The sequence below is a fragment of the Chryseobacterium sp. GVT01B genome (assembly GCF_019970045.1).
GTDB lineage: Bacteria > Bacteroidota > Bacteroidia > Flavobacteriales > Weeksellaceae > Chryseobacterium.
Genome location: NZ_JAHXYI010000002.1, coordinates 704,927 through 725,660 on the forward strand (window position 1 = coordinate 704,927; position 20,734 = coordinate 725,660).

The 20,734-nt window shown below is 33.4% G+C and carries 14 protein-coding genes; all 14 read right to left on the reverse strand.

The features are described 5' to 3' along the window. Window positions 1-12: 12 nt before the first annotated feature. Window positions 13-2,229 (reverse strand): UvrD-helicase domain-containing protein, encoded by a 2,217-nt coding sequence (locus tag LC457_RS06660; RefSeq protein ID WP_209784988.1) that lies wholly within the window; start codon window positions 2,227-2,229, stop codon window positions 13-15. Continuing rightward, on the reverse strand, window positions 2,216-4,099 hold the full coding sequence (locus LC457_RS06665; protein ID WP_209784989.1) for an ATP-dependent endonuclease: 1,884 nt from the start codon (window positions 4,097-4,099) through the stop codon (window positions 2,216-2,218). Before LC457_RS06665 ends, LC457_RS06660 begins: the two co-directional genes overlap by 14 nt. 110 nt (window positions 4,100-4,209) lie before the next feature. Then, window positions 4,210-4,863, reverse strand: a complete 654-nt coding sequence (locus tag LC457_RS06670) for a hypothetical protein (RefSeq protein WP_223599150.1) — start codon at window positions 4,861-4,863, stop codon at window positions 4,210-4,212. Between the two features lie 314 nt (window positions 4,864-5,177). After that, window positions 5,178-6,470, reverse strand: a complete 1,293-nt coding sequence (locus tag LC457_RS06675; protein ID WP_209784991.1) for a DUF3945 domain-containing protein — start codon at window positions 6,468-6,470, stop codon at window positions 5,178-5,180. Between the two features lie 226 nt (window positions 6,471-6,696). Continuing rightward, entirely contained in the window at window positions 6,697-7,443 is a 747-nt protein-coding gene (locus LC457_RS06680; RefSeq protein WP_209784992.1) for a hypothetical protein, read from the reverse strand. After that, window positions 7,394-11,266 carry a DUF6443 domain-containing protein gene (locus LC457_RS06685; protein WP_209784993.1) on the reverse strand — a complete coding sequence of 1,291 codons (3,873 nt, stop codon included), beginning with the start codon at window positions 11,264-11,266 and terminating at the stop codon, window positions 7,394-7,396. The genes LC457_RS06680 and LC457_RS06685 overlap by 50 nt, the downstream gene beginning before the upstream one ends. 7 nt (window positions 11,267-11,273) lie before the next feature. Then, window positions 11,274-14,366, reverse strand: coding sequence for a hypothetical protein (locus LC457_RS06690; RefSeq protein WP_209784994.1), 3,093 nt, complete (start codon window positions 14,364-14,366; stop codon window positions 11,274-11,276). Window positions 14,367-14,368: 2 nt separating this feature from the next. Then, complete coding sequence (locus LC457_RS06695) at window positions 14,369-15,922, reverse strand: T9SS type A sorting domain-containing protein (protein ID WP_209784995.1); 1,554 nt, start codon at window positions 15,920-15,922, stop codon at window positions 14,369-14,371. A gap of 378 nt (window positions 15,923-16,300) precedes the next feature. After that, entirely contained in the window at window positions 16,301-16,612 is a 312-nt protein-coding gene (locus LC457_RS06700; protein ID WP_209784996.1) for a hypothetical protein, read from the reverse strand. Between the two features lie 246 nt (window positions 16,613-16,858). Further along, window positions 16,859-17,311 (reverse strand): hypothetical protein, encoded by a 453-nt coding sequence (locus LC457_RS06705; RefSeq protein WP_209784997.1) that lies wholly within the window; start codon window positions 17,309-17,311, stop codon window positions 16,859-16,861. A 283-nt stretch (window positions 17,312-17,594) separates the two neighbouring features. After that, window positions 17,595-17,909: a hypothetical protein gene (locus LC457_RS06710; protein WP_209784998.1), complete on the reverse strand. Its 315-nt coding sequence runs from the start codon at window positions 17,907-17,909 to the stop codon at window positions 17,595-17,597. A gap of 777 nt (window positions 17,910-18,686) precedes the next feature. Next, on the reverse strand, window positions 18,687-19,166 hold the full coding sequence (locus LC457_RS06715) for a hypothetical protein (RefSeq protein WP_209784999.1): 480 nt from the start codon (window positions 19,164-19,166) through the stop codon (window positions 18,687-18,689). Window positions 19,167-19,426: 260 nt separating this feature from the next. Continuing rightward, on the reverse strand, window positions 19,427-19,828 hold the full coding sequence (locus tag LC457_RS06720) for a hypothetical protein (protein ID WP_209785000.1): 402 nt from the start codon (window positions 19,826-19,828) through the stop codon (window positions 19,427-19,429). Between the two features lies 1 nt (window position 19,829). Then, a partial coding sequence (locus tag LC457_RS06725; RefSeq protein WP_223599151.1) for an RHS repeat-associated core domain-containing protein occupies window positions 19,830-20,734 on the reverse strand: 905 nt, incomplete at its 5' end.

The following is a 20,734-nucleotide window of genomic DNA, read 5'->3' on the forward strand; positions in this document are numbered from 1 at the left end:
CTACTATTTAAATTAATTATTTACTAAATTTTCAATTACTTTCCAAATTCCTCCATTTTCAATTTTTAAAGTTTCAATATGTTCCTCAATATTTTCCTTTAGAACTGCGAAACATAACAAATGTGTTGGTCTTGAAAATCCGACATACATCATTTTTATAGCTTGAATTGAGTACGAATTATGTCTTTCTCTATGTATATTATGCTCCAATCCTTTAAGAATATCAATAATCTTTTTCTTTTCTGTCTCATAATTGTGAAAATATGATTCTACATACATTGTCGCACAATGGGTTTGGCCTTTAACAGCATGAACAGAAGATAGATTTATTGGATATTCATTGGTTTCAGTTTGTTGTCTTTCATTGGTTTCTTCGAATTCAAAAAGAAAATCTTTATAAATAAATTCCCGAGAATATAAAATAGACGAAGGAGTATAATTTTGCTCATTTTTCCAATTTAATCCAATGAATGCAACGCCTTCAATGTAATCTCGAATCTCAGTATATATTTCATCATAATTTTTTTTAGAAACCAGTTCGAAACACCATTTAAAAAGCTTTTGATTAAAAGTATCATAAAACTCTTCCCCTTGATTTCTAACAAATTTTATAAGTTCTCTTTTAGTATAAGATTTATCATTTACATTTTTAATGTTTTCTAAATCTAAAATTTTAATTAAAGCATTTAAGATTGACTTTCTAATTGCTTCTAAAGTCTGTTTTTCTTTATCAAATAGAAATAAATGTTTCCTTAAACAATCAAAATCCTCTTTTTTTTGTTTTGATTCTTTAGAAAAATTAGGAAATAATTTCTTTAAAGATAAAACATCATTATTTTCTTTTTCGGTCGTCCACGAAATAATATGGAATCCTTTTTCCAAATTTTTCAAATTTGAATGCAAATTATTTTCCTCAATAATTTCTTTGAATTTAGTTTTCAACGTTTCACCATCTGTGTCACGATTAATTAAAATAAGGTGGGGTGGAATTTCTGAATGACTAAACTGGCCGATTACGCTATAATTTGTTGGTCTTTCAAGAACAAGTTTATCTACAATACTCGATATTTTAGGACTTAATCTCTTTGAATTTTGAATACTTAAATCAATGTAATTTTCCGGGTTAGTTTCTTGGCGAGTTCTCCAATCACAATTTTCTCTTATCCTATTTCCAGAATTATATATTGATTGGTTTTTATCTCCAATTCTCTGAATGATTGTTTGAGATACATCATTAATAAATATCTCATCAATTATTTTTATCTGAAAATCCTCTAAATCTTGCATCTCATCAATAAAGACAAATTTGAATCTTTTCTGGAGAATATTTTTTATTTCAGAATGTTTTTCTATAAAAGCACCTGCTAAGTCAAAAGAGTCATAAAATAAAAATGAGCCATTATTTTTTAACTCATCATATATATCTTTAAGCTCCTTACCAGCGTCTGTTGTGAATTTCAACTTATGAGAAAATCTGTTTGACGTAAAACATAAACTTTCCTCTTCATATTTTATACTTTTAATTACATCTATAAAATTTTCATCTTTTTCAGCTTCTTTTTTTAATGAAGAATTGAAATCGAACAGTACTTTTTTTTCAGAATAAGAAAGATCACAATTTTTAATTAAATTATAATTGAAAATAAATTCATTTTTTTTATTGATTATTTTAATAGCTTTAATTCTACTTATAAAATCTTGGATATCTCCCCCTAGTTTATCTGATAAATAAGTTGTCTCCAACTTATTGAATTTTGATTTTATAATATTTAGTATGTACCAATAAGCTTTTCCTTTTTTTGACTTCAGTCTATTTAAAATAATATTGAAGATTAAATCATCATCATTCTTCTTAATATAAGTTCCATATTTTTCGAAACAAGCTTGGTTAGCTAAAAATCTATTTATAAAGCTTTGAACTGTCCCAATAAAGTTTGGATATTCGAAAAGCTTAGGACAATAACTTTTTAATTTTTTTTTGATTTCTTCTATTGCATGATTAGTATGTGATAAAACTAGTACACCTGAACCATCTTCAAATGGCATATTTTGGGCAATACAATAAAGCTTTGCTAATAATGCAGTCGTTTTCCCACTTCCTGGAACAGCAAGTAAATCACAAGTTTCCAAGTTTCTAATAAAATCTTTTCTTTCATTTCTTTCATCATCAAAATTTTCTCCATTTAAAAGAATTGCTTCGGCTTGTTCTATATATCTATCTATTTCCATATTCACAAACATGTTTTATCGCATCTTTAATATAGAATATTGTGTCCTCATCTGCAATTTCTAATAATTCTTTTTTCTTTATCTCATTAGAAAGTAAATATGCGAGTTCTGTTTTATGGATACTTTTACTTAACAATAGTTTAGCAAGCGATATCTCATATTCTTCATCAGAATCACAAGCTGAAAATGTATCGGAATGAATTTTTTTAACTACTTCTTTAAAATTCTCAGTAATTGCATTTGATTTTAATAAACACCATTCCAAAGTCCATTGATTTGAAACAAAAACTTTAATTTCGTTATTATTATCTATTAATGTAGATGATTTTGCGTTTCTTTTTTGTTCGTAATCTGTTATTGTTTGCTTTATAAAGTCATATTCATAGCCACTTCTTTGTTTAATATAATTTCCTTCTCCATCCTTTTTTATTTCTCGCACATATTCTTGCTCATCTAAATCAGTGATAATAGAAATAGGAATTTTCATATTCTTATTGTCAATACGTAAAAATATTTTTGCAAAATGAAGAAACGCTGTTGAAGCAACATTAATAATTGAGATCTCACTTTTTGTCAAATCGTAACCAATTTTTTTTGCAATTTCAGATAATAAAATTTCCTCAGACCATCCTTCAACTAAGATAATTCCTTTTGCAAAAAATAGACTTGATTTGGTTACATCTAAAAATCTTTCGAGATATTCGTAACTATTTTTAAATTTACCCGTCTTTATTTCATCTCCAAGTATAGTGAAATCTTGTCCCATCGGAAATACGTCATTATTTTTACAAATTATCAAGGATTTTAAATGGACTTTAGAAGCAATATTTGGACTGTGTGTTGTAAGAATAAACTGTGTTTTATTTTCTTCACTTTCTTTTTTTAGTTTCTCAATGATTTTCATTTGAGCTTGGGGATGAAGATGCGCTTCCAATTCTTCAACAATGCACAACTTTAGTCCATTCCAATTTCTTCGCAAATGAAGTAATTCAGTAGCCATAAAAATTCTATTTAATGTCCCCAATCCTAAATAATTTTTACCTTCGATTCCAAGAGAAATTCTTTCAAGTATTTGTTTTATGTCTGTTCCTGACACATCAAATTTTGAAGAGTAATCTTTTTCAATGAATTCTTTTAAAAATTCGTCAATAATATCTTTAATTTGACTTTTGCTACTGATATCGCCATCATTGTCTTTAAAGTAGTCCTCTACACTTTTATTAGCAACTTTAAATGTTTGAACTAAAGGATGTTCATCCTTTACATTTTTAAATAATTTATGGTCACTTAGGATTTTTGTCAACCTAGAATTCTTTTTTGCTAACAACTCATTTTCAGCATCTCTTAACGGTTTCAAATATGTACATTTTAAATACTCTCTAGCTTCTGCATTCAAGATGTGACCAATCCCATCCATTCCCGCTCGTATGTCTGAAGGAATTATATTATTGTTTTTCCTTTCTACATCATATATTAAAATAAGTTTTGGTCTTTTGACAGTTTGTTCAGTAACATTTCCATCCTCACCGGCTATTTTTATTGTTTCATCTTCCCAACCAAGCCACTCAATAAAATTTCTTGCCTCATCATCCGTGATTCCTTTGAAATGTATTTCAATTCTCAAACGTTGAGAGATCTTATTTTCAGAATTGATGTGAAAATCTTTGTCTTCTGCTCTTATCCATTCATAAGCGTGAGCTTTAAGAACAACTTTTATTGCGTCAATAATGGCACTTTTACCAGAATCATTCTCTCCGATTAGTAAATTCAGCCCTTGATTAAAAGAAAGGTTTAAATGAGGTTTATCCAATTCAAAATTTTCAGAACCATATTTTCTGAAATTCCATAGTCTGAGTTTAGATATATACATGGTTTAGTTTTATTGTGAATTTAAAAAAAATAATTCATGTCAATAGAAGGATTACTAAAAAGCTAAACATGTTGTTAAATTTTCAACATTAAAGCTATCTCAAAACTCCATTAATCCATTAAGTTATTGAAACGATCTAAATCTTCCTGATCCAGCCAATGCTTATCTGTAATTGTAACCGCTCTTTTTGATCCATCCATATAAATAATATTTACCGATACTAATTTCAATGTTTGGACAATATCAGTAAGCCATACACTATCAAAAGACCATGACCCTGAAGCTAAACTTTCAATAGGACCTATTCCTTTTCTGCTCATGTTAATTCCGACTCTGTCTTTTACAGCATTTTTACCATAAAAATTGAAAGTAACATATTTAATTGTTTTTTTGCTGAAGTTTAATATTTTAAACTCCGCCCCTGTAAAGGAATAGCCCTCTGTAGGAAATGCTGAAATGATGGCAATCCCGTTTTTCTCTTTACTGAAAATCCTGTCGTAAACCTCGTTTTTCAGTTTGTGCATATAAACCTCCGAGTATCTTTTTGACCAAGAGTCAAGACTATCTTTTTCAACAGCAGTAAGACTATTGATTTTAGCTTTTACATCGGCTAATTGTTTTTGTTCGCCCTTCATTACATAAAAAACATTTTCATTTTCCGAATTATCTTCCATGTAGTACTTCTTCCCATCAAAATAGAAACCTATCATATCTTTTGTACCTGAATACCCTTTACACTCAGCAATATCTGTTACAAAAAGCATATCCTGGGGCTGATATTTTTTATCATAATCTCCTGTTCGATAACAAGATGTACTAAATGAAGAATAAATGAGGGAGCTTTTACTACGTAAGACCGTGATAGAATCTTTACTAAGCTGACAGGAACAAAGATGTGCAAAAAAGATTACACTCAGAAACAATAGTTTTTTCATGATTAAAGTTTCCCCAAATATAAGAAAAAAACGACATGAGATTTTACGGGTATCCTCAACTCTCATACAGATAGGCATATTATAACTTCCCATAAATCCAGCAAAAAATACCACATTTTAAATATTGTATCTTTAATCTTCCTTTAGATTCCTCTTCCTCTTTTCTTCCTTATCCCCTGCTCCTCTTTCTTCTCCCCCTTCCACACATTCTTAAACGAAAACTCAAACTTTCCTATTCCCTTATCAAACCTCAAATACCCCTGATACCCCTTCCCCTTCCTATCCACCAGCCCATCCACATACGCCACCTCTCCAGCCTTTAACTTCTCCACCTGCCATTTCTTAAGCTTCTTCCCTCTGAACACCTCCGGAACCTGCCTGAAATCTTCCAATCCCATCCTCTTTACATTCTTACCGAGCAAAAACTCCACATATCTTTTATCCGCATTATATTGAACTGCTGCATTAAACAGGGTCCCCCGAGCTGACAACATATTTTCAATATACAGCGGTTTTCCTTCCCTTAAGATCCTTCTCTGCTCCTGATCCAAAGTCACTCCTTTGATCACCAGTGGAATTCTCACCCACTCAGCCCTCACCTTCACCAGCTCATTGGTCAGCCTGTCCCTGCCGATAAGAGAAGACACTGCCTCCCCTGTAATTCCATGAACCAGATCCACCATCCTTCCCATATTCCCACTTACGATCAGATTCCTTTTATCCTCTTCTGAAAATACATGCCCAAAGAAAGGCTTAGAAAAATCAGGCATTCTTCTTACCGGATGAAACCTGAGTTCCACTTCTCCCAAATCATTAGCCTGAAGAGAAAGCCTCACTTCAATCGTACCTGATACTGTCCGCAGTTCAATATGTACCGGAACAAGCATCGGGGTTTTATATCCTTTAAGCATCGGTTCCAAAGCCCCTAGCTCCTCCAATCTTTCCTTATTCCACCCCAGCTTCTCCATCATCTTCCAATCTACCTGCTCAGCCTTAAATAAATAACTATTTCCAGCATTCTCTTCCTTACCTGCTGCCTTCCCCTCTCCAGCTTTTCTATACGCCTCCACCACATCAATGGAGATCTCATACTTCTTTAATTCCTGTCTCACATCATTCGGAGCCTCATCCATATACTTCTGTAAGTTTAAAGCCGTCTTCTTTGCTTCATACTCCGTTACCTTAAAAAACGAAAACTCCGAAGGCTCCTTCAGCTGGTGATAAAACGTGGAATAAAACTCAGTAAAAGAATTCTCATTACGCTCAATACTGAGCATTTCATTAGGATTCAGCTCCTCAGGACTAGCCCTATTTACTTCCCCATTATCACTCAACCCCTTAACAATTCCTACTGTACCCGTTTCATGATGGAGCACCAGTAAGGTATCACCTGTTTTCCTAACCGTAACCCATTCATCATTTTTATTGTTATCCATGACCTAAATTATTGTGTACCGCGTAAGATATAAAATCGGACAGGTTTGTTACTATAATGGCAGAGAAAGGTCATAGTTGACATTAAGATCGGCAGGGAAAATAAAAAGATTACTTGAAAGAATAAAAAAATCCCGCTTCTGCGGGATTTTCTTATATCAATTCAAACTCAAAAACTTTCCGAGAAAGAAAAGAATTTTATAAATATGAAAAGTTAACTTTATTTTACTATTTCATATCAGGTGGAATATCTAACCTTTCCACATACTGAATGGAAGGAATATCTAAATGATCTATTTTATTGGCTCTATTAATATTTTCCAATAATAACTTATTTATCCAAGCCAGAAGCAAAGAATATTCTAGATTATTTTGGGCATTGTTTTCACGGGTAAAAACTTCATTTCTCCTTCTATCATCTTCCAAAACAATTACATTATTCAACTTAGCATCTGGAGATACTTTGTTATTTTTCCTATCTTCTAAAGAAATTTTGTAAAGCAGCTGTCCCAAAATTTTACTTGTGTGCCTATCTATTTTAAATTCATAACTTCCTTTTAGATCATAGGGATAATAAATATTTGACTTTAAAACTCCTGATTGACCTATCTGAACATCATATTCAAACAGATTATTATTGCTAAAATTTGTTTCTCCGAGTACATTAGAAACGTAAATATTATTATAATTCTCTTGCTCAGAAACAAATTTGTATGGCCTGAATTCTTTTAATTGATCTGCAAATATTACATTACTTTTGTTTCCCTCAGTTTTGGATATAAGCTCCATAGCTGAGGGTGTGCTATATGCTATCGTTGAAGGAGCTTCAATGAGAAATGAATACTGACCGTCATTCTTCAAAAATAGTACTTCCGTATTCTCCTTTTTCTCCTTGCACTGTACAACAGTACTCACTAAGGCTAAATTAATACCTAAAGCCGTCAATGCTTTTATCAATGGAATCTTTTGTAACATTTTGTTTTACAGATTTATAATATTGTTGTAAAATCGGTGATATATATTGAGTCCTTGCAGTATGATTTTGCTTTTCCTGATAGTGATCATAATATCTAACGCTCTGATATTTTTCATTTCCTGGCTTCTTTAAAAAATTAATAAGTCTATTATCATATCCGCTGCTTTGATTAAATTTTTTATCATCAGCGAAATCCTTTGCCTCGGGAAATGCATGTATAAAAGTTTCATGAGCGAATGTTTCAATCTGATTAGCCATTCTGTTCGGAGTATTGTTATTCTCTACACTTACGGTAAAATTAGTTCTCCCATTTTTGTTTTCGACAGTTGTTTCACCAGATGCTCCTTGTGAAGCTGAGGTTTTTGATATATTATTATCAAATGTCAGATCCATTCCCTTCTTATGGAATTCTCCGCTTTCCTTATACTTTACCCCTGCAATTACCTGATCTTTTTCTGCAAATTTTGATATCACAGCCTGACCTTCTTTAGATTTCGCAAAAAATTCAAATGCTTTTATCTGTTGCTGATTTCCTTTCTTATAAATCTCTGATGGATCAACATGGGCTGGACTCCTGCCATCAGGATCCGTAAACATTACCGGATTATTAAAAGCATAATTGTAAGGACTATATCTGGTCATTTTCTCTGCCAATGGATCAATTACCCCCCATCTGCCCAAATCACTCATATACATTCTCGCTCCGAAATCATGCCAGCCTGTTTCCTGCATTTCTTTTCCTCCAAACTTATAGTTATAATAACTTCCAAAGTTTGAGTAATTCGATCCTCCGATATGGTTTAACCCAAATGGATAATAATTATTGACATCCATTGTCTGAACTACCCCTGCATTGTTCTTACCAAAACTTACCCTTACATTTCCTAAATGATCTTTATATTGATAAATATAACGGTTTTCTGCGAAACTGTAAAACCCTTCTGGGGTACTTACAAAATCCAGTTTCCATGCCGCAAGAGGAGGAAGAACAGGTTTAAATGTTGAATAAGCCTGCGATTCATAGGCCGATTCCGTCTTGCATGTGATGCAGATCCCTCCATCATCTTCATATGAATACTGAAACCCATCCAGATAATCCGTCATTCGTATTGTTGGAAGCCCCATATGAGCCTGCTGACTGTATGTTTTACGAAGTTTCACTCCATCAGCACGGTATAAATGATTTATACTTGTTGTGCTTATATTCCCAACAGGATTAGTAAACTGCATACTAATTGAAACAGGCAGATTGATATGATTATAAACTATGGACTGGATTCCTTTATCCTTCATATCAGTCATATTTCCATTAAGGTCATAGCCAATAATATTGTTCCCACCTTCATATCCTGAGTTGTTAGGTGAATTTTCTATTACCTGATTCAGACGGTTTCCTATATACTTATATTCAAGATCATCCACCTGTGTGGCTGTAGTTCCTGATACAGGATAAGCATTCCTTTTCAGGGTCATAATATTTCCATTTAAATCATAGCTCAGATTTTCATTGAAATTATTATTATAGGGATTGGTAGCGCCGGGTTCTGTATAGATAGCATCTTTCAACCGGTTAAGAGGGTCATAAGTATAAGAATATCTTTTCAAGGCACCCTCCGAAGCATTTCTCCAATCTACCTCTGCGATATTTCCATTATACTTTCCTGATGCTAAATTCGTATATACAGGAGTGTTATATTTAATTTCATACCCAAAGAGCTTTCCATTTAAAACAGCCGGATCATTGATCTTAGTCAGCCAGCCTCTTATATTGTATTGGTAATCTATAGACTGTAATGGACTGGCAAGATCTGTTCCTCCTACTTTCTTATTGGTAATCTGAGAAATCTCGTTATAAGTATTTTGTGCCAGAATCTCTGTTGGGTTGCTGTCTACCTGGTGCTTATGTACCAACAGTCTGTTCTGGTTGTCATAATCAAACGTTTCTGTAATGACTCTTTCAGTATCACTATCCAGACGCTTATGTTTTGTTATAGTCTGCTTTGTTATCCCTGCAAAATCAAGTTTGGATTCTGTTTTAGTATATCCTCCTAAATGATTGATGGAATAAGTTCCTATCACTCTTCCTTTCTTATCATAATAGGTATAATCCTTTGACCAATTATCGTCATCAATATTCTTTACTAAAGTAAGGACAGGAAGGCTTTTGGTACTTAAACCTTCGGATGTAGGAGTAGCATTTAATGTGGGTTCTCCTAAAATATCCGTTGGAAAAGCAGGATTAAAAGTATATCCTGCAGGATAGGAATCATAATAATTAACACTTAAGACCTGTGCCAGACTTCCCGGAAGGGCTCTGTTAGTATAATAAATAGGCATTCCGCTTACGGTAAACGAGCCGGCACTTCTTATCTCAAAGGTATAAGCAGCTCCTGTAATAGTAGTTTGCAAAGACTGTCTTGTACTATTATTATTAGTAATAGCTGTAAACACCACTCTACCGAACTGGTCATACTTGGTTACCAACCACTTACCCTGATCTTTAAGATTTGTATCTTGGCTCATCACCAATTGATCGGCCTTATTATAAATCAGATATTCCCAGCCTTTTCCGGGAAGCTTCTTTTCTACTAACCTGTTCTTCTTATCATATTTGTACTGATAGCACAAATTGTCAAGAGTTACATCAGGGAAGAAGCCCGTTGTCAGACTTTTAACTGCATCTGAGGCAAGAGGAGGAATAACATAGGTAAGATTGCCATAAATATCATAAACATAATAGGTATCAGCTTTCTTCCCATCTACATATTTTCTTCGTAAAACAGTTCTATCTTCATTATTAATAAATTCCTCTGAAGTGTTGTTGTTTCCGTTTGCAGAGGTCCAATCCTCATTTTTGATTACTTTTTTTATTAAGCTACCTGTCCCATAAGTGGAACTGAAAGATAATTTAGGATTATAAATATCCTGAGCAACTGCCAGATCAACATTATATTTTTTTACTTCGTCAGAAACTGTATTTACATCATCAGTAAATTTTATTTCGTGTCCGCTGTTTTTCTTCCAGGCCGTTCCAGGTGCTGACTGCATCAAAACCCTGTTTAACGGAGAGGCTTCAAATACATTTTCCGAAAATGCCGGTTCACCATTGTAAACAGATGAAGCTAAACCTGAAATTGTAGCTGCATCAACTAAAAGACCATTGTTTTGCATGGTTGGAACGGGTAAAAAATCCTTCGACTTCCTTCCAAGGTTATCATACTCAAAAGGAGTCACCAAATCTTTTCCTGAAGGTGTCTCTCCTTTGGCAACAATCTGCAATTCCCTTCCTAAACCATCATAATATACGATGGATGCTTTCTTCTTTCCAGAATCTCCTTGGTCCGTAAGATAGTTTACCGACATTATCTTATTCTGCGGAGTCCAGTTAGAAAGGTACGTCGAAATGTCCGCGGGTATGGGAACTGGCGATGTTAAATTCACAGATATGGTTCCCGAAAATCCAGTTAAAGAAATGGGCGTATTATGATAAATGGCTAACTGATTATCAACAATGAAGAACCGGTATCCTTTATCAGTAAAAAAGCTTCCAGCCGGAACAGGAATTTCTGTGTTGGGTAACGTTCCTACATAATCAGTTGGCCCTATTTTTCCTTGTTTTAAAGTGGTTTCCGTAAAACCAGCACTAAAACTAAGACTGAGTACATTATTGGTGATACTCAATGTTACCCCACCGCCGCCACCATTGGAATACGTGGTAAGCAGATTCCAATTGTAATATTTGGAATAATTCGAAAATTGGGCTTTGATAGTTGAGGTACTAAATACAAGTACCAATAAAACAATTCTATATATTGACTTCATCAGATTATTAGTTTTTAATTTCATATGTAAAACTCTTTACAAGTTTTCCACTCTGATCCTTCACATTCATCAACCGTCCAATATTATCATAGTTATAATATTCAATCACACCTGATGAATTCATGATACTGCTAACCCCAAACTCATTCTTGTAAGTGTACAATGTACAAAGATGATTAGGCAGAGCATTAATGATATTCGCCTGCTGCTGGATAATTTGGGTATAGTTAGGTGAGATTACGTTAAGCAAAGGCTTAAGCGTTGCCAAATATCCTAAAACAGTACTTTCATCTGTAATCTCGACACCTTCTATCTTTAATATCGGATATTTGTTATCGTAACCGTAATAATAGTAGGTATAGTTTCCGGTTGGTAGGTGTGCCTTCAAAATATGCCCGTCAGTATCATATTTGTCAACGATCAACTTTTCGTCAAGTGCATTATTACCCTTCGCTTCCAATACTTTTTGAGGAAATATCCGGGAAGCCACAGCAGTTCCATTCGCCGCCACTGTAGGAATAAGAGCATACTCTGTTATCGTTTTACTTAACAGCTCCTGATTGGCAAGTTTGCTCGTTTCTATAGCTGGGTACTCTCTTCGATTTACCATGGTTGTGTATGGCTCAGTACCATTTTTATCAAAAGAATAGAGGTAATTCTCGGATATTGATTTCCCATTGCTATCAATGAAGGATTTATTCTTCAGAAAATTATCTCCAAAGTTTCCCTGATCGGAAAAATTGCTGTTTTCAACCATTTCAAAATACTGTCCTGCACTTCCATAAGTTCTGGTTTTTTTTGTGGTAAGGTTAAAGTCAGAATAGTACAGTTCATATGCAGTTCCGGCAATAACAAATTCTTGTGTCTGCCCATTAGATTGAGGACAAGCAAGAAAAAATTTACCACTCAGCCCCCTTGCTGCTTGGGGAGAAGTTTCACTATAGGTAAAAATTTCTTCTTTTAACAGATCATTACTTGAATTATAAAATTTTCTTTCTTTAGGAAGACCCCTTTTATAAACGAACTCCGTATGAGGATCAAAAATGGAATTATTCTGACCTAGTTTTCCACTATTAGGTAGATTTGGAAAATCTGAATAATTAGTAAAATTATTGACAATATATCCGTTATCCTCTGTTTTCTCAACCACTGTTGAATACTCAATCTGCGGTCCCATCAAGTTGGAAAGCTGTACTACAGATCCTATACTGAACTGGGTTTGATAGTAAGGAATACCATTCTCAGTAGGAATAAGAAAATTCTTTACGTAATATACATTTTTTTGAAGCAATGTTCCTGAAGATACCGTAGAGTTGGCATCAATGGTATAGCTGTAGCCTTTTACAATCTTATTTTGTGGATCACTAAAATCCGACATTTTTTTTATCCTTACCCCACCGATAATTCCATTCCCCGAAACCAGGCTACTGTTTGAATCCAGATATTTGGAATAGGTATGAGGTTCATATTCAAATGTTGTATAGCCTTTCAAAGGATATGTAATTTTCAATAAGGTTCCAAAATACACTTTTGTAGGATCTGTTTCCCTTGAAGGCTCATGAATTGTTGGTGAATTATAATCCAGAGAAAAAGGAGTAGACTTGTAATATCCGAAATGGTCTACATTAGTAGAAAGCAAGCCCGGAAGCTGATTAAAATTATTGTATTCGAAGGTATGATCAAATTGATTATCCACCGTTAATTTTTCCAGTTTCAATCTTTCAGCTGGGGTATTATTATAGCTGAATGAAACCTGTTTTAAGACATTGTTTTGGCTATCTCTTGCTACAAATCCATCTAATTTTCTCCATTTCAATGCATTGATATATGAGTCAAAGTGTCCTGATGTGACATTAGGATTTGGGGTGACTCCATTCTGTAATCTTTTGATATAATAGAACATCGCATTTTCATAATCTCCTGGTAAGGCCAGCCCCGCCAGATAACTTAAGATATTGGAGAAAGCACTATCTAGAGTAGGGTCTCCATTATTGTACCTATATTTCAGTGAATTGTTAATTGATGATGAGAAATTAATTGTTCTTGCAGATTTTGTAGTAATGGATTTCAAATAAGTAGGAATGATCAGCTGTCCAGCAGCAACGACCTGATTACTTATACTGCTTCCGCCGCTACATCCCACCCCCGGAACGAATATATTACCATCAAACTGTTTGCTATATCCGCTAAAAGAATTCGTATTATAGAAGGATGCTATATAATCTCCTCTCTCATATTCAAAGGAATAAATCTTAATTCCTTCTTTATCATATACTTCCGAAAGATACCAAGCATTAGCAATAACTGGATTCACCAATTGATTATAGAAGTCAGGAATGGTATATTCTATATTATCCTGTATACCTCCGAATATATATTTATTGCCTTGATCATCAGTCATGGTAATTTTACCAAGAACCTTTAAAAATGGTCTCTGATTGAAATTATTGGTAGCAGGAAAGTTCATTGGTGTAATCTTATCATTCATATTGATTTCCACCTTCATATTATCCTTAGAAGATACTTTCCAAACTCCATCAGAGCCCAGAAAGAATTTCCCTACATGGCCCATAAAGTTGAAAATAAAAATATCGGGTTCCAGGTCTGCTGCCGGATAAGTACTATTGGTTATACCTCCGTTTTTTAATACTGTTGTCATATTACTAACACTATTCCACTGGGCCCCATTAAGGGCAGGTGTATAGTAATAATAACCGCTCGCTATCCCCCATTGGCTGGAGCCCATAGGAACATCATTGGTGAATTTTTCGTCGAACGAAGTACCTTTAACGACTCTTGTAATCACACCTCCTGCATTGAATGTCCAGTTTTGTCCTACCCATCCAGGGGTATCACCCACTCTCACTCCTCCTGTATCATAACTTACACTTATATCTAATGGAATACCATTTTCATTAAGAGAATACAAAGGTATGCTTACATTGGCTCTTCCCGAAGAGAGATCCATTGGTACATCCCCGTATTTCCCTAAAGAAGCAGCATTGGGAGATTGTATATTTTTAGGCAGTTGTAGTGTCTGTGCCCATATCGAAACATTCGATATTAATGGCAGTGCCATTATTAAGAATATCTTTTTCATCATTATTTTTTTATCAGTTTTGCGTTTGAAGTTTTACCCGTATCAGTTTTTATCGTCACCAGATAAGCTCCCTGAACCAAAGCCTGAGTATTGATCTTTGTCACTCTGTTCTTAGTTTTTATATTTTGAAGCTGTCTTCCACTCATGTCGTACAACAAAATATCTGCATCCTTAAAATCAAAACCGATTTCTACATAAGCATAATCAGATACAGGGTTTGGATAGATCTTTATATCATACTGGGAAAGAAGCTCACTTACTTGCTTGTCTCCCAGCTTTACAATCTTCCAGTTTTCTTTACCTAACTCTTCTGCACTTGTTCCTGCAAGAATAATAGAACCATCTCTATTGAATTTCAGATCTGAAAGCCTTTCCTCCTTTTTTCTTGATTCTCCACCCACGTGTTTTCTCCACTGCTCATTACCATTTTGGTCCAGATATAGCATCCAGAAGGTTTCATCATTAGTTTGTATTCTTCCCTCAGCTTGAGTATAGCCCCCTAAAAGAATTCCTTTGGATGATTTATCGTCTGCTGAATGAATCACACTCATTCCCATCAGGATATCACGATTCTTGAAATTGTAGGATTTCTGCCACTGCTGCTCACCTCTTTCATTTAAAGCAATCAGCCAGAGGTCTGTGCCTTCTTCAATACCGACAGTTTTATTGCCTGACCTTTCTGATCTGGATTCTCCACCGACAATAAAACCATTTGAAGTTAATGCCAGTGTTCTGATATGGTCATCATCTTTCCCTCCAAAATTCTTTTCCCATTCAACTTTGCCATTTTTATCAAGCTTGATAATCCAGTAGTCGCCTTCACCAAAGTTTTCTGTCTGCTTGCCCGACTTATCTCCAATTACTGCTCCACTTCTGGAGTAAATTCCCAGCAATGCTCCGCCGTCTTTCGTTGGGATCATCTTTTCAACTTCATCAAGTCCGCGTCCTCCCAATGTTTGTTCAGATAATATTTTCCCATCTTTGTCGAGTCTTACAATCCAGACGTCCTTAGAACCATAACCTTTAGAGGAGCTTTGTACATTCCCCGCAACAAAGAATCCCTGATCTACAGTCTGGATAACTGCTTTAGCTTCTTCATTCAAAGAGGTACCTAATGTTTTCTGCCACAATTCATCACCAAATTCATTGATGCGGATTAACCAAATGTCTGAACCTCCCTTTGAGTTCTCCTTTTTATCAAGTCCTTTTTCTGAATATGAGGTCCCAGAAATCAGAAAACCACCATCCTGGGTAGTGACAGTGGAAGATAAATAGTCGTGATTATTTCCTGATAAATACTTCTCGAAAACCAGTTCTCCCTGCTGATTCAATTTTATCAAGTGAAAGTCATAACCATTGTTTTGTTTGCTGTTTTGTTGGAGTTTATCCGTTTGGATACTGCTTCCCGCGATAAGGTATTGCCCATCAATAGTAGTAGTAACCTGGCTTAAAAAATCCTGCGAACTGGACTTAATATCTTTCTGCCAGAGTACTTCCTGAGCCAATATCCCTATAGTAGTGCATAAGAGTAATGCACCCGTGTAGAGTTTTTTCATGCCTGTGCTGTAATTAATTTTAAGTAAATACTGATTTAATTATTGTGTATATTAGAAATACACAAAATGTATAGAATAATTATTGTTCATGGTTATGTTTTTGATGACTGCAAAATTAAGCTTTTTAAAGTTTCGTCCAAAGGGAATTGATTAACATTCTTTAATAATGCAAAGATATATCCTCAAAGCGGCAAAATACGACGTATTATATTTTTGCTTAAGCAAAATATGAATCTAAAATTTGCACCATAAATAATCTGGATTATCCAAGGGATCATCTACTTTAGCATATTCTCTTCCCCAGCCTTTCTATGCACCTCCACCACATCAATAGAAATCTCATATTGCTTCAGCTCTTTTTTCTCTTCATCACAAGCCTTATTCAAAATACTTCTGAAGATTTACAGCCGACTGCTTTGCTTCATATTCCGTTACCTTAAAAAAAGAAGACTCTGAAGGCTCTTTAAGCTGGCTATAAAACGTGGAATAAAACTCAGCAAAAGAATTCTCATTACGGTCAATACTGAGCATTTCATCACGGTTCAGCTCCTCAGGACTTACTCTATTTACTTCCTTATTATCATCCAATCCCTTAACATTTCCAACAGTACCGGATTCTATATGGAGTACCAGTAAGGTATCGCCTGTTTTTTCGACTGTATTCAGTTCTTCGTTTATATTGTTATCCATCGCTTTATATTTTAAGTAAGGACTTAATATATAAAGACAGATAAGTTTTTTAAAAATGATGGTAGCCGAACACCATATTTGTCATCTTAAGGAGCACAAAAAAGCAGCCTCAATGAGACTGCTTTTTGCTTATATATTTTATAAGGCATAATTTGCTCTGACAACTGTGAGTTACAAATAGTAGCCGCATAAAAAGGACCAATTATATGATGACTTAATCATTATCAAGGCCACGTACTATTCCTATTATTTTTTAATTTTTATCAAGTTGCAGTTAACGTACTTATTTGCATCAGGTATTATACTTGATCCTTTATAGATTTGCAATTGCGAACTATATATATTTTTGGATTTAATTCCCTTGCCAATCACATCTCCCTTAGAAACATTTTTATTGACCTTGATTTTTTTTGAAAAAACTGAAATATCTGAATAAATATAAAACAGATTATCACTTCTGATAATTACACTTAAAGCTCCATTGCTGTTAATTATTTTAGAAACAACTCCTTTTGACAGTGACATAATTTCAGGTTTATCTGAATTAATTATCAATGAATAATTAGGGCTATAATAGGGTCTTTGTGATAAAGAATCGATATTAAAATAACAGCTACAATTTTCCATTGGCAATTTTTTTTGAGAGTAACAGCCACTCCAAATGGTAACTGCAATAATAAATAGTATATATTTCATCATTAATCATTTTGTTTTAATTCATCTACCATTTTTTCTGCTTCTTTCTTAGCTCTATCTTTTTAAAGATTTCTTCATATACAGGTGCTAATAAAATTGCACTAACTAAATAATAATTATATCTATTAAACAGATCAAAAGTAAAATCCAAAATATCATTACTAATAAAAACTACAGCACAAGAATATAATACACTTGCTACAAAATATAAAAACATTTTTTTAAAAGAAATATTTTTATAATACTGGCATTGTATAATTATTATTTTTTCTTTTCATTATTATCTTTAATTATTTGATTTTTTATTATACCATAGTAAATGATTCAGAGCAACTTCCATTCTATAACCATCAAATGTTGACTTAGTGGATGGTCCATCGACAGCTCCAGTGGATGCTGGCCCTGCAGTAGCAGGTGGGCACTCTGAACAATAAGGAGCTATGTCTGAGCCTGAAGTGGCACCACCTACACCGTTTATGACCTTAGAAACGTCACTTTTAGGTGCAGTGAAAGGTTCTTTAATCTGATGATAAAAGGTAGAATAAAACTTAGTAAAAGAATCCCCATTGCAGTCAATAATCAACATTTCTTCCCGTTTCATCTACCTAGGGTTTATTTCTGTATACTCTACCTTTCATCAATACCCTGAACGACACCAACAATACTTGTTTCATGATGTAACACCAATAAGGTATCTCCTGTTTTTTAACTGTATTTAGTTTCTTTAACACAATGTCAGCAGAAGACCCCATTTTCAACTAACGGGTTCAAAAAAAGTAGTCTCAATAAGACTGCTTTTTCCTTTATCATTTATGATTTTTATAAAGGGCGAACAATAAATATACTTTATGGAATACAATTAAATTATTCTTCTAGCCATTTATAGAATTATTCTTCTCAGTAGTAGAACTATTATTACAATCAAATAAAGTATCAAAAGAAAAGAACTTATTTTAAAACTGGGGTAAAACCAGCTTTTATTCATTACTTGTAATACTCTAGGATCCTGTTTTGTATATTTTAAATAATACTTTATAATTTTATTTGGATAATACACACCCACTATTCCAAAAATTAAAAATAGCATCATAAAAATAATCATTAAAATATATGAAATATCCATAATTACATTTTATTAAAAATAAACTTATCAGGAATATAATTATGTGAAACCCCAAGTTGTGGTGTATACAATCCCAAGCTTTAGCATTCCCATTTCCAATATGAAAAAGAAATCTCAATAACTAACATATGACTATTATCAAATACAATATCCGCCGGTAAGTATTCTATATTAGTAGAATTTCCTAACATTATAATTTGTAATTCTTTCTAATTAAAAAAGAAAAACTGCCATTGACAGTTTTTTCAGATTATATTAAGGTTCTGAGCTCTTGCAATTTTCAAAAAATTTACTTATTTGATTTTTGTCTTCAATTAATTTTCCGTTTTTAAAGTATGCATATTCTCCATAAATTACAGATTGATTTTTTATTTCAAAGCTATCAATTCTATAGTTTGAAGGCTTTAATAATTTATTTAAAATTTCCTTTCCATAATCACTTGTTTCACTAGTAGCATCTGTAAAATAAAAAACAGGTAAACCTTTATACTGATAAGACTGATAAGCAGATAAGTCATTATTATATAACATCCTAACTATAGAAAAAACTATTTCATTATCACATTTTCTAATGAAAGTGATTCCAATATATTTTATCTTTTTCCCATCATTGATAGTTCTATCCAACACATTATAAAATCTTTGATTTACCTTTTTATTTAATTGTGCAGAATTACAACTGAATATAGAAAGTAAAGCAAAGAAAAAACTAATTTTTTTTATATTTTCCTTCATAAGCTTGTAACATTGTAGTATTATTATATATTATTGTTGTATTATGCTTAGGAACACTAATAAATGTTGTCCCATTTGGCGTTGCAGCCTTAATATCAAATTAGGACTGCTAAGGTACTAATTGAAAACATTATTCTTAATTTCCAAGAACTTTTTAGCAATTAATTAAATATTATAAATTAGCTTAAAACCAATGCAATTGCATTGGTTTTAAGCTAAAAATACAAGTAAGAAACTCTATACTTTTGATAACTTACAATTCATTTCCATGTGTAAAGACCACAAGTATTATAAGAATATTCAAAATAATCAGTTCCTGATGAACTATTCCAAGTTTCCTTACCTTCAACTTCATATACTATTTTTTTTTCTTTATAGTTATTCTGTATCAATCGAGATAACTCAAAAGTATAGATATTGTTAATTTTAATCAGTTTTCTTTTCTTAGGATAATCACAATTGTTTTTTTGCGAAAGAAATACTCCTTTTTTATTTTTATCATACTCAATATTGATGATATAAAATGATTGTGTTGAATCTATTTTTACAACTTTACCCATGATCAATTCATTTGGAATAGAATTTGATGATTGCCCATTTACCTTACAACAAGTCATTAACAATAGTTGACAGAACAGTATAATATATCCTAAATTTTTCATTTTATTTACGTTTTAGAGTTTTATAACTTCCAATCTCACGGACTTCTTTTGTTTTTACATTTTGGATTCTATAAGAATCTGTATATTCAATATACTTGCCAGATCCCACAGTATAATTTGGAGATTGTACTGACGTCCAATTAGGATTCGGATCGACATTTCTAGGATCAAGCCTGTTGGCTTCAGCATGCGCGTAGTCATAACCTTGACTATTATTAAATTCAGATGTTGCAGCTGGAGCATTTGGAAAACATTGTGCCATAACAATAGCTTCTAATGTCTCATGTAGCATTCCATATCCAGTTTGAGAACCATAATATGCTTTGTCCAAATTCCCTAACATTTCAGGATTCACTACATTTGTCGCGGTAGTTATTCCAGTAATCGGATCTGTTTTAGATCCTCTAGAAGCCCCTCCTAAATATTTGGTATTATCTCCATCAATACGCATATCGGTGTCAGTTTGAATTTCAGCTACAAAGCTATGATCATTTGTAGCATTTAGTAATTTTGTTGCGGCTTCGGACAAGGTAGCTCCTTTTACAGCAGTTGCACTAATTTTACCGTTAGAATCTTTAGATAGGTCAAGTTGACCTTCTACAGAAGATTGTAGTTGATCTAAAGCTTCCTGTGATCTGCTTCCTTTAAGCACAACATCAAAATTTTCCATCCCATCCGGATCAATGAATCTCATTGGATTATTAAAAGCATAATTGTATGGTGTAAACCTTCTTGATTTTTCCGCCAACGGATCCACCACACCCCATCTTCCTAAATCTGGCATATACATCCTTGCTCCATAATCAAAAAAGCCTGTTTCCTGTAATTCCTTACCATTATACTTGTAAGACTTATAACTTCCGAAATAAGAATTACTCAACCCTCCTGAGATATGGTTTAAACCAA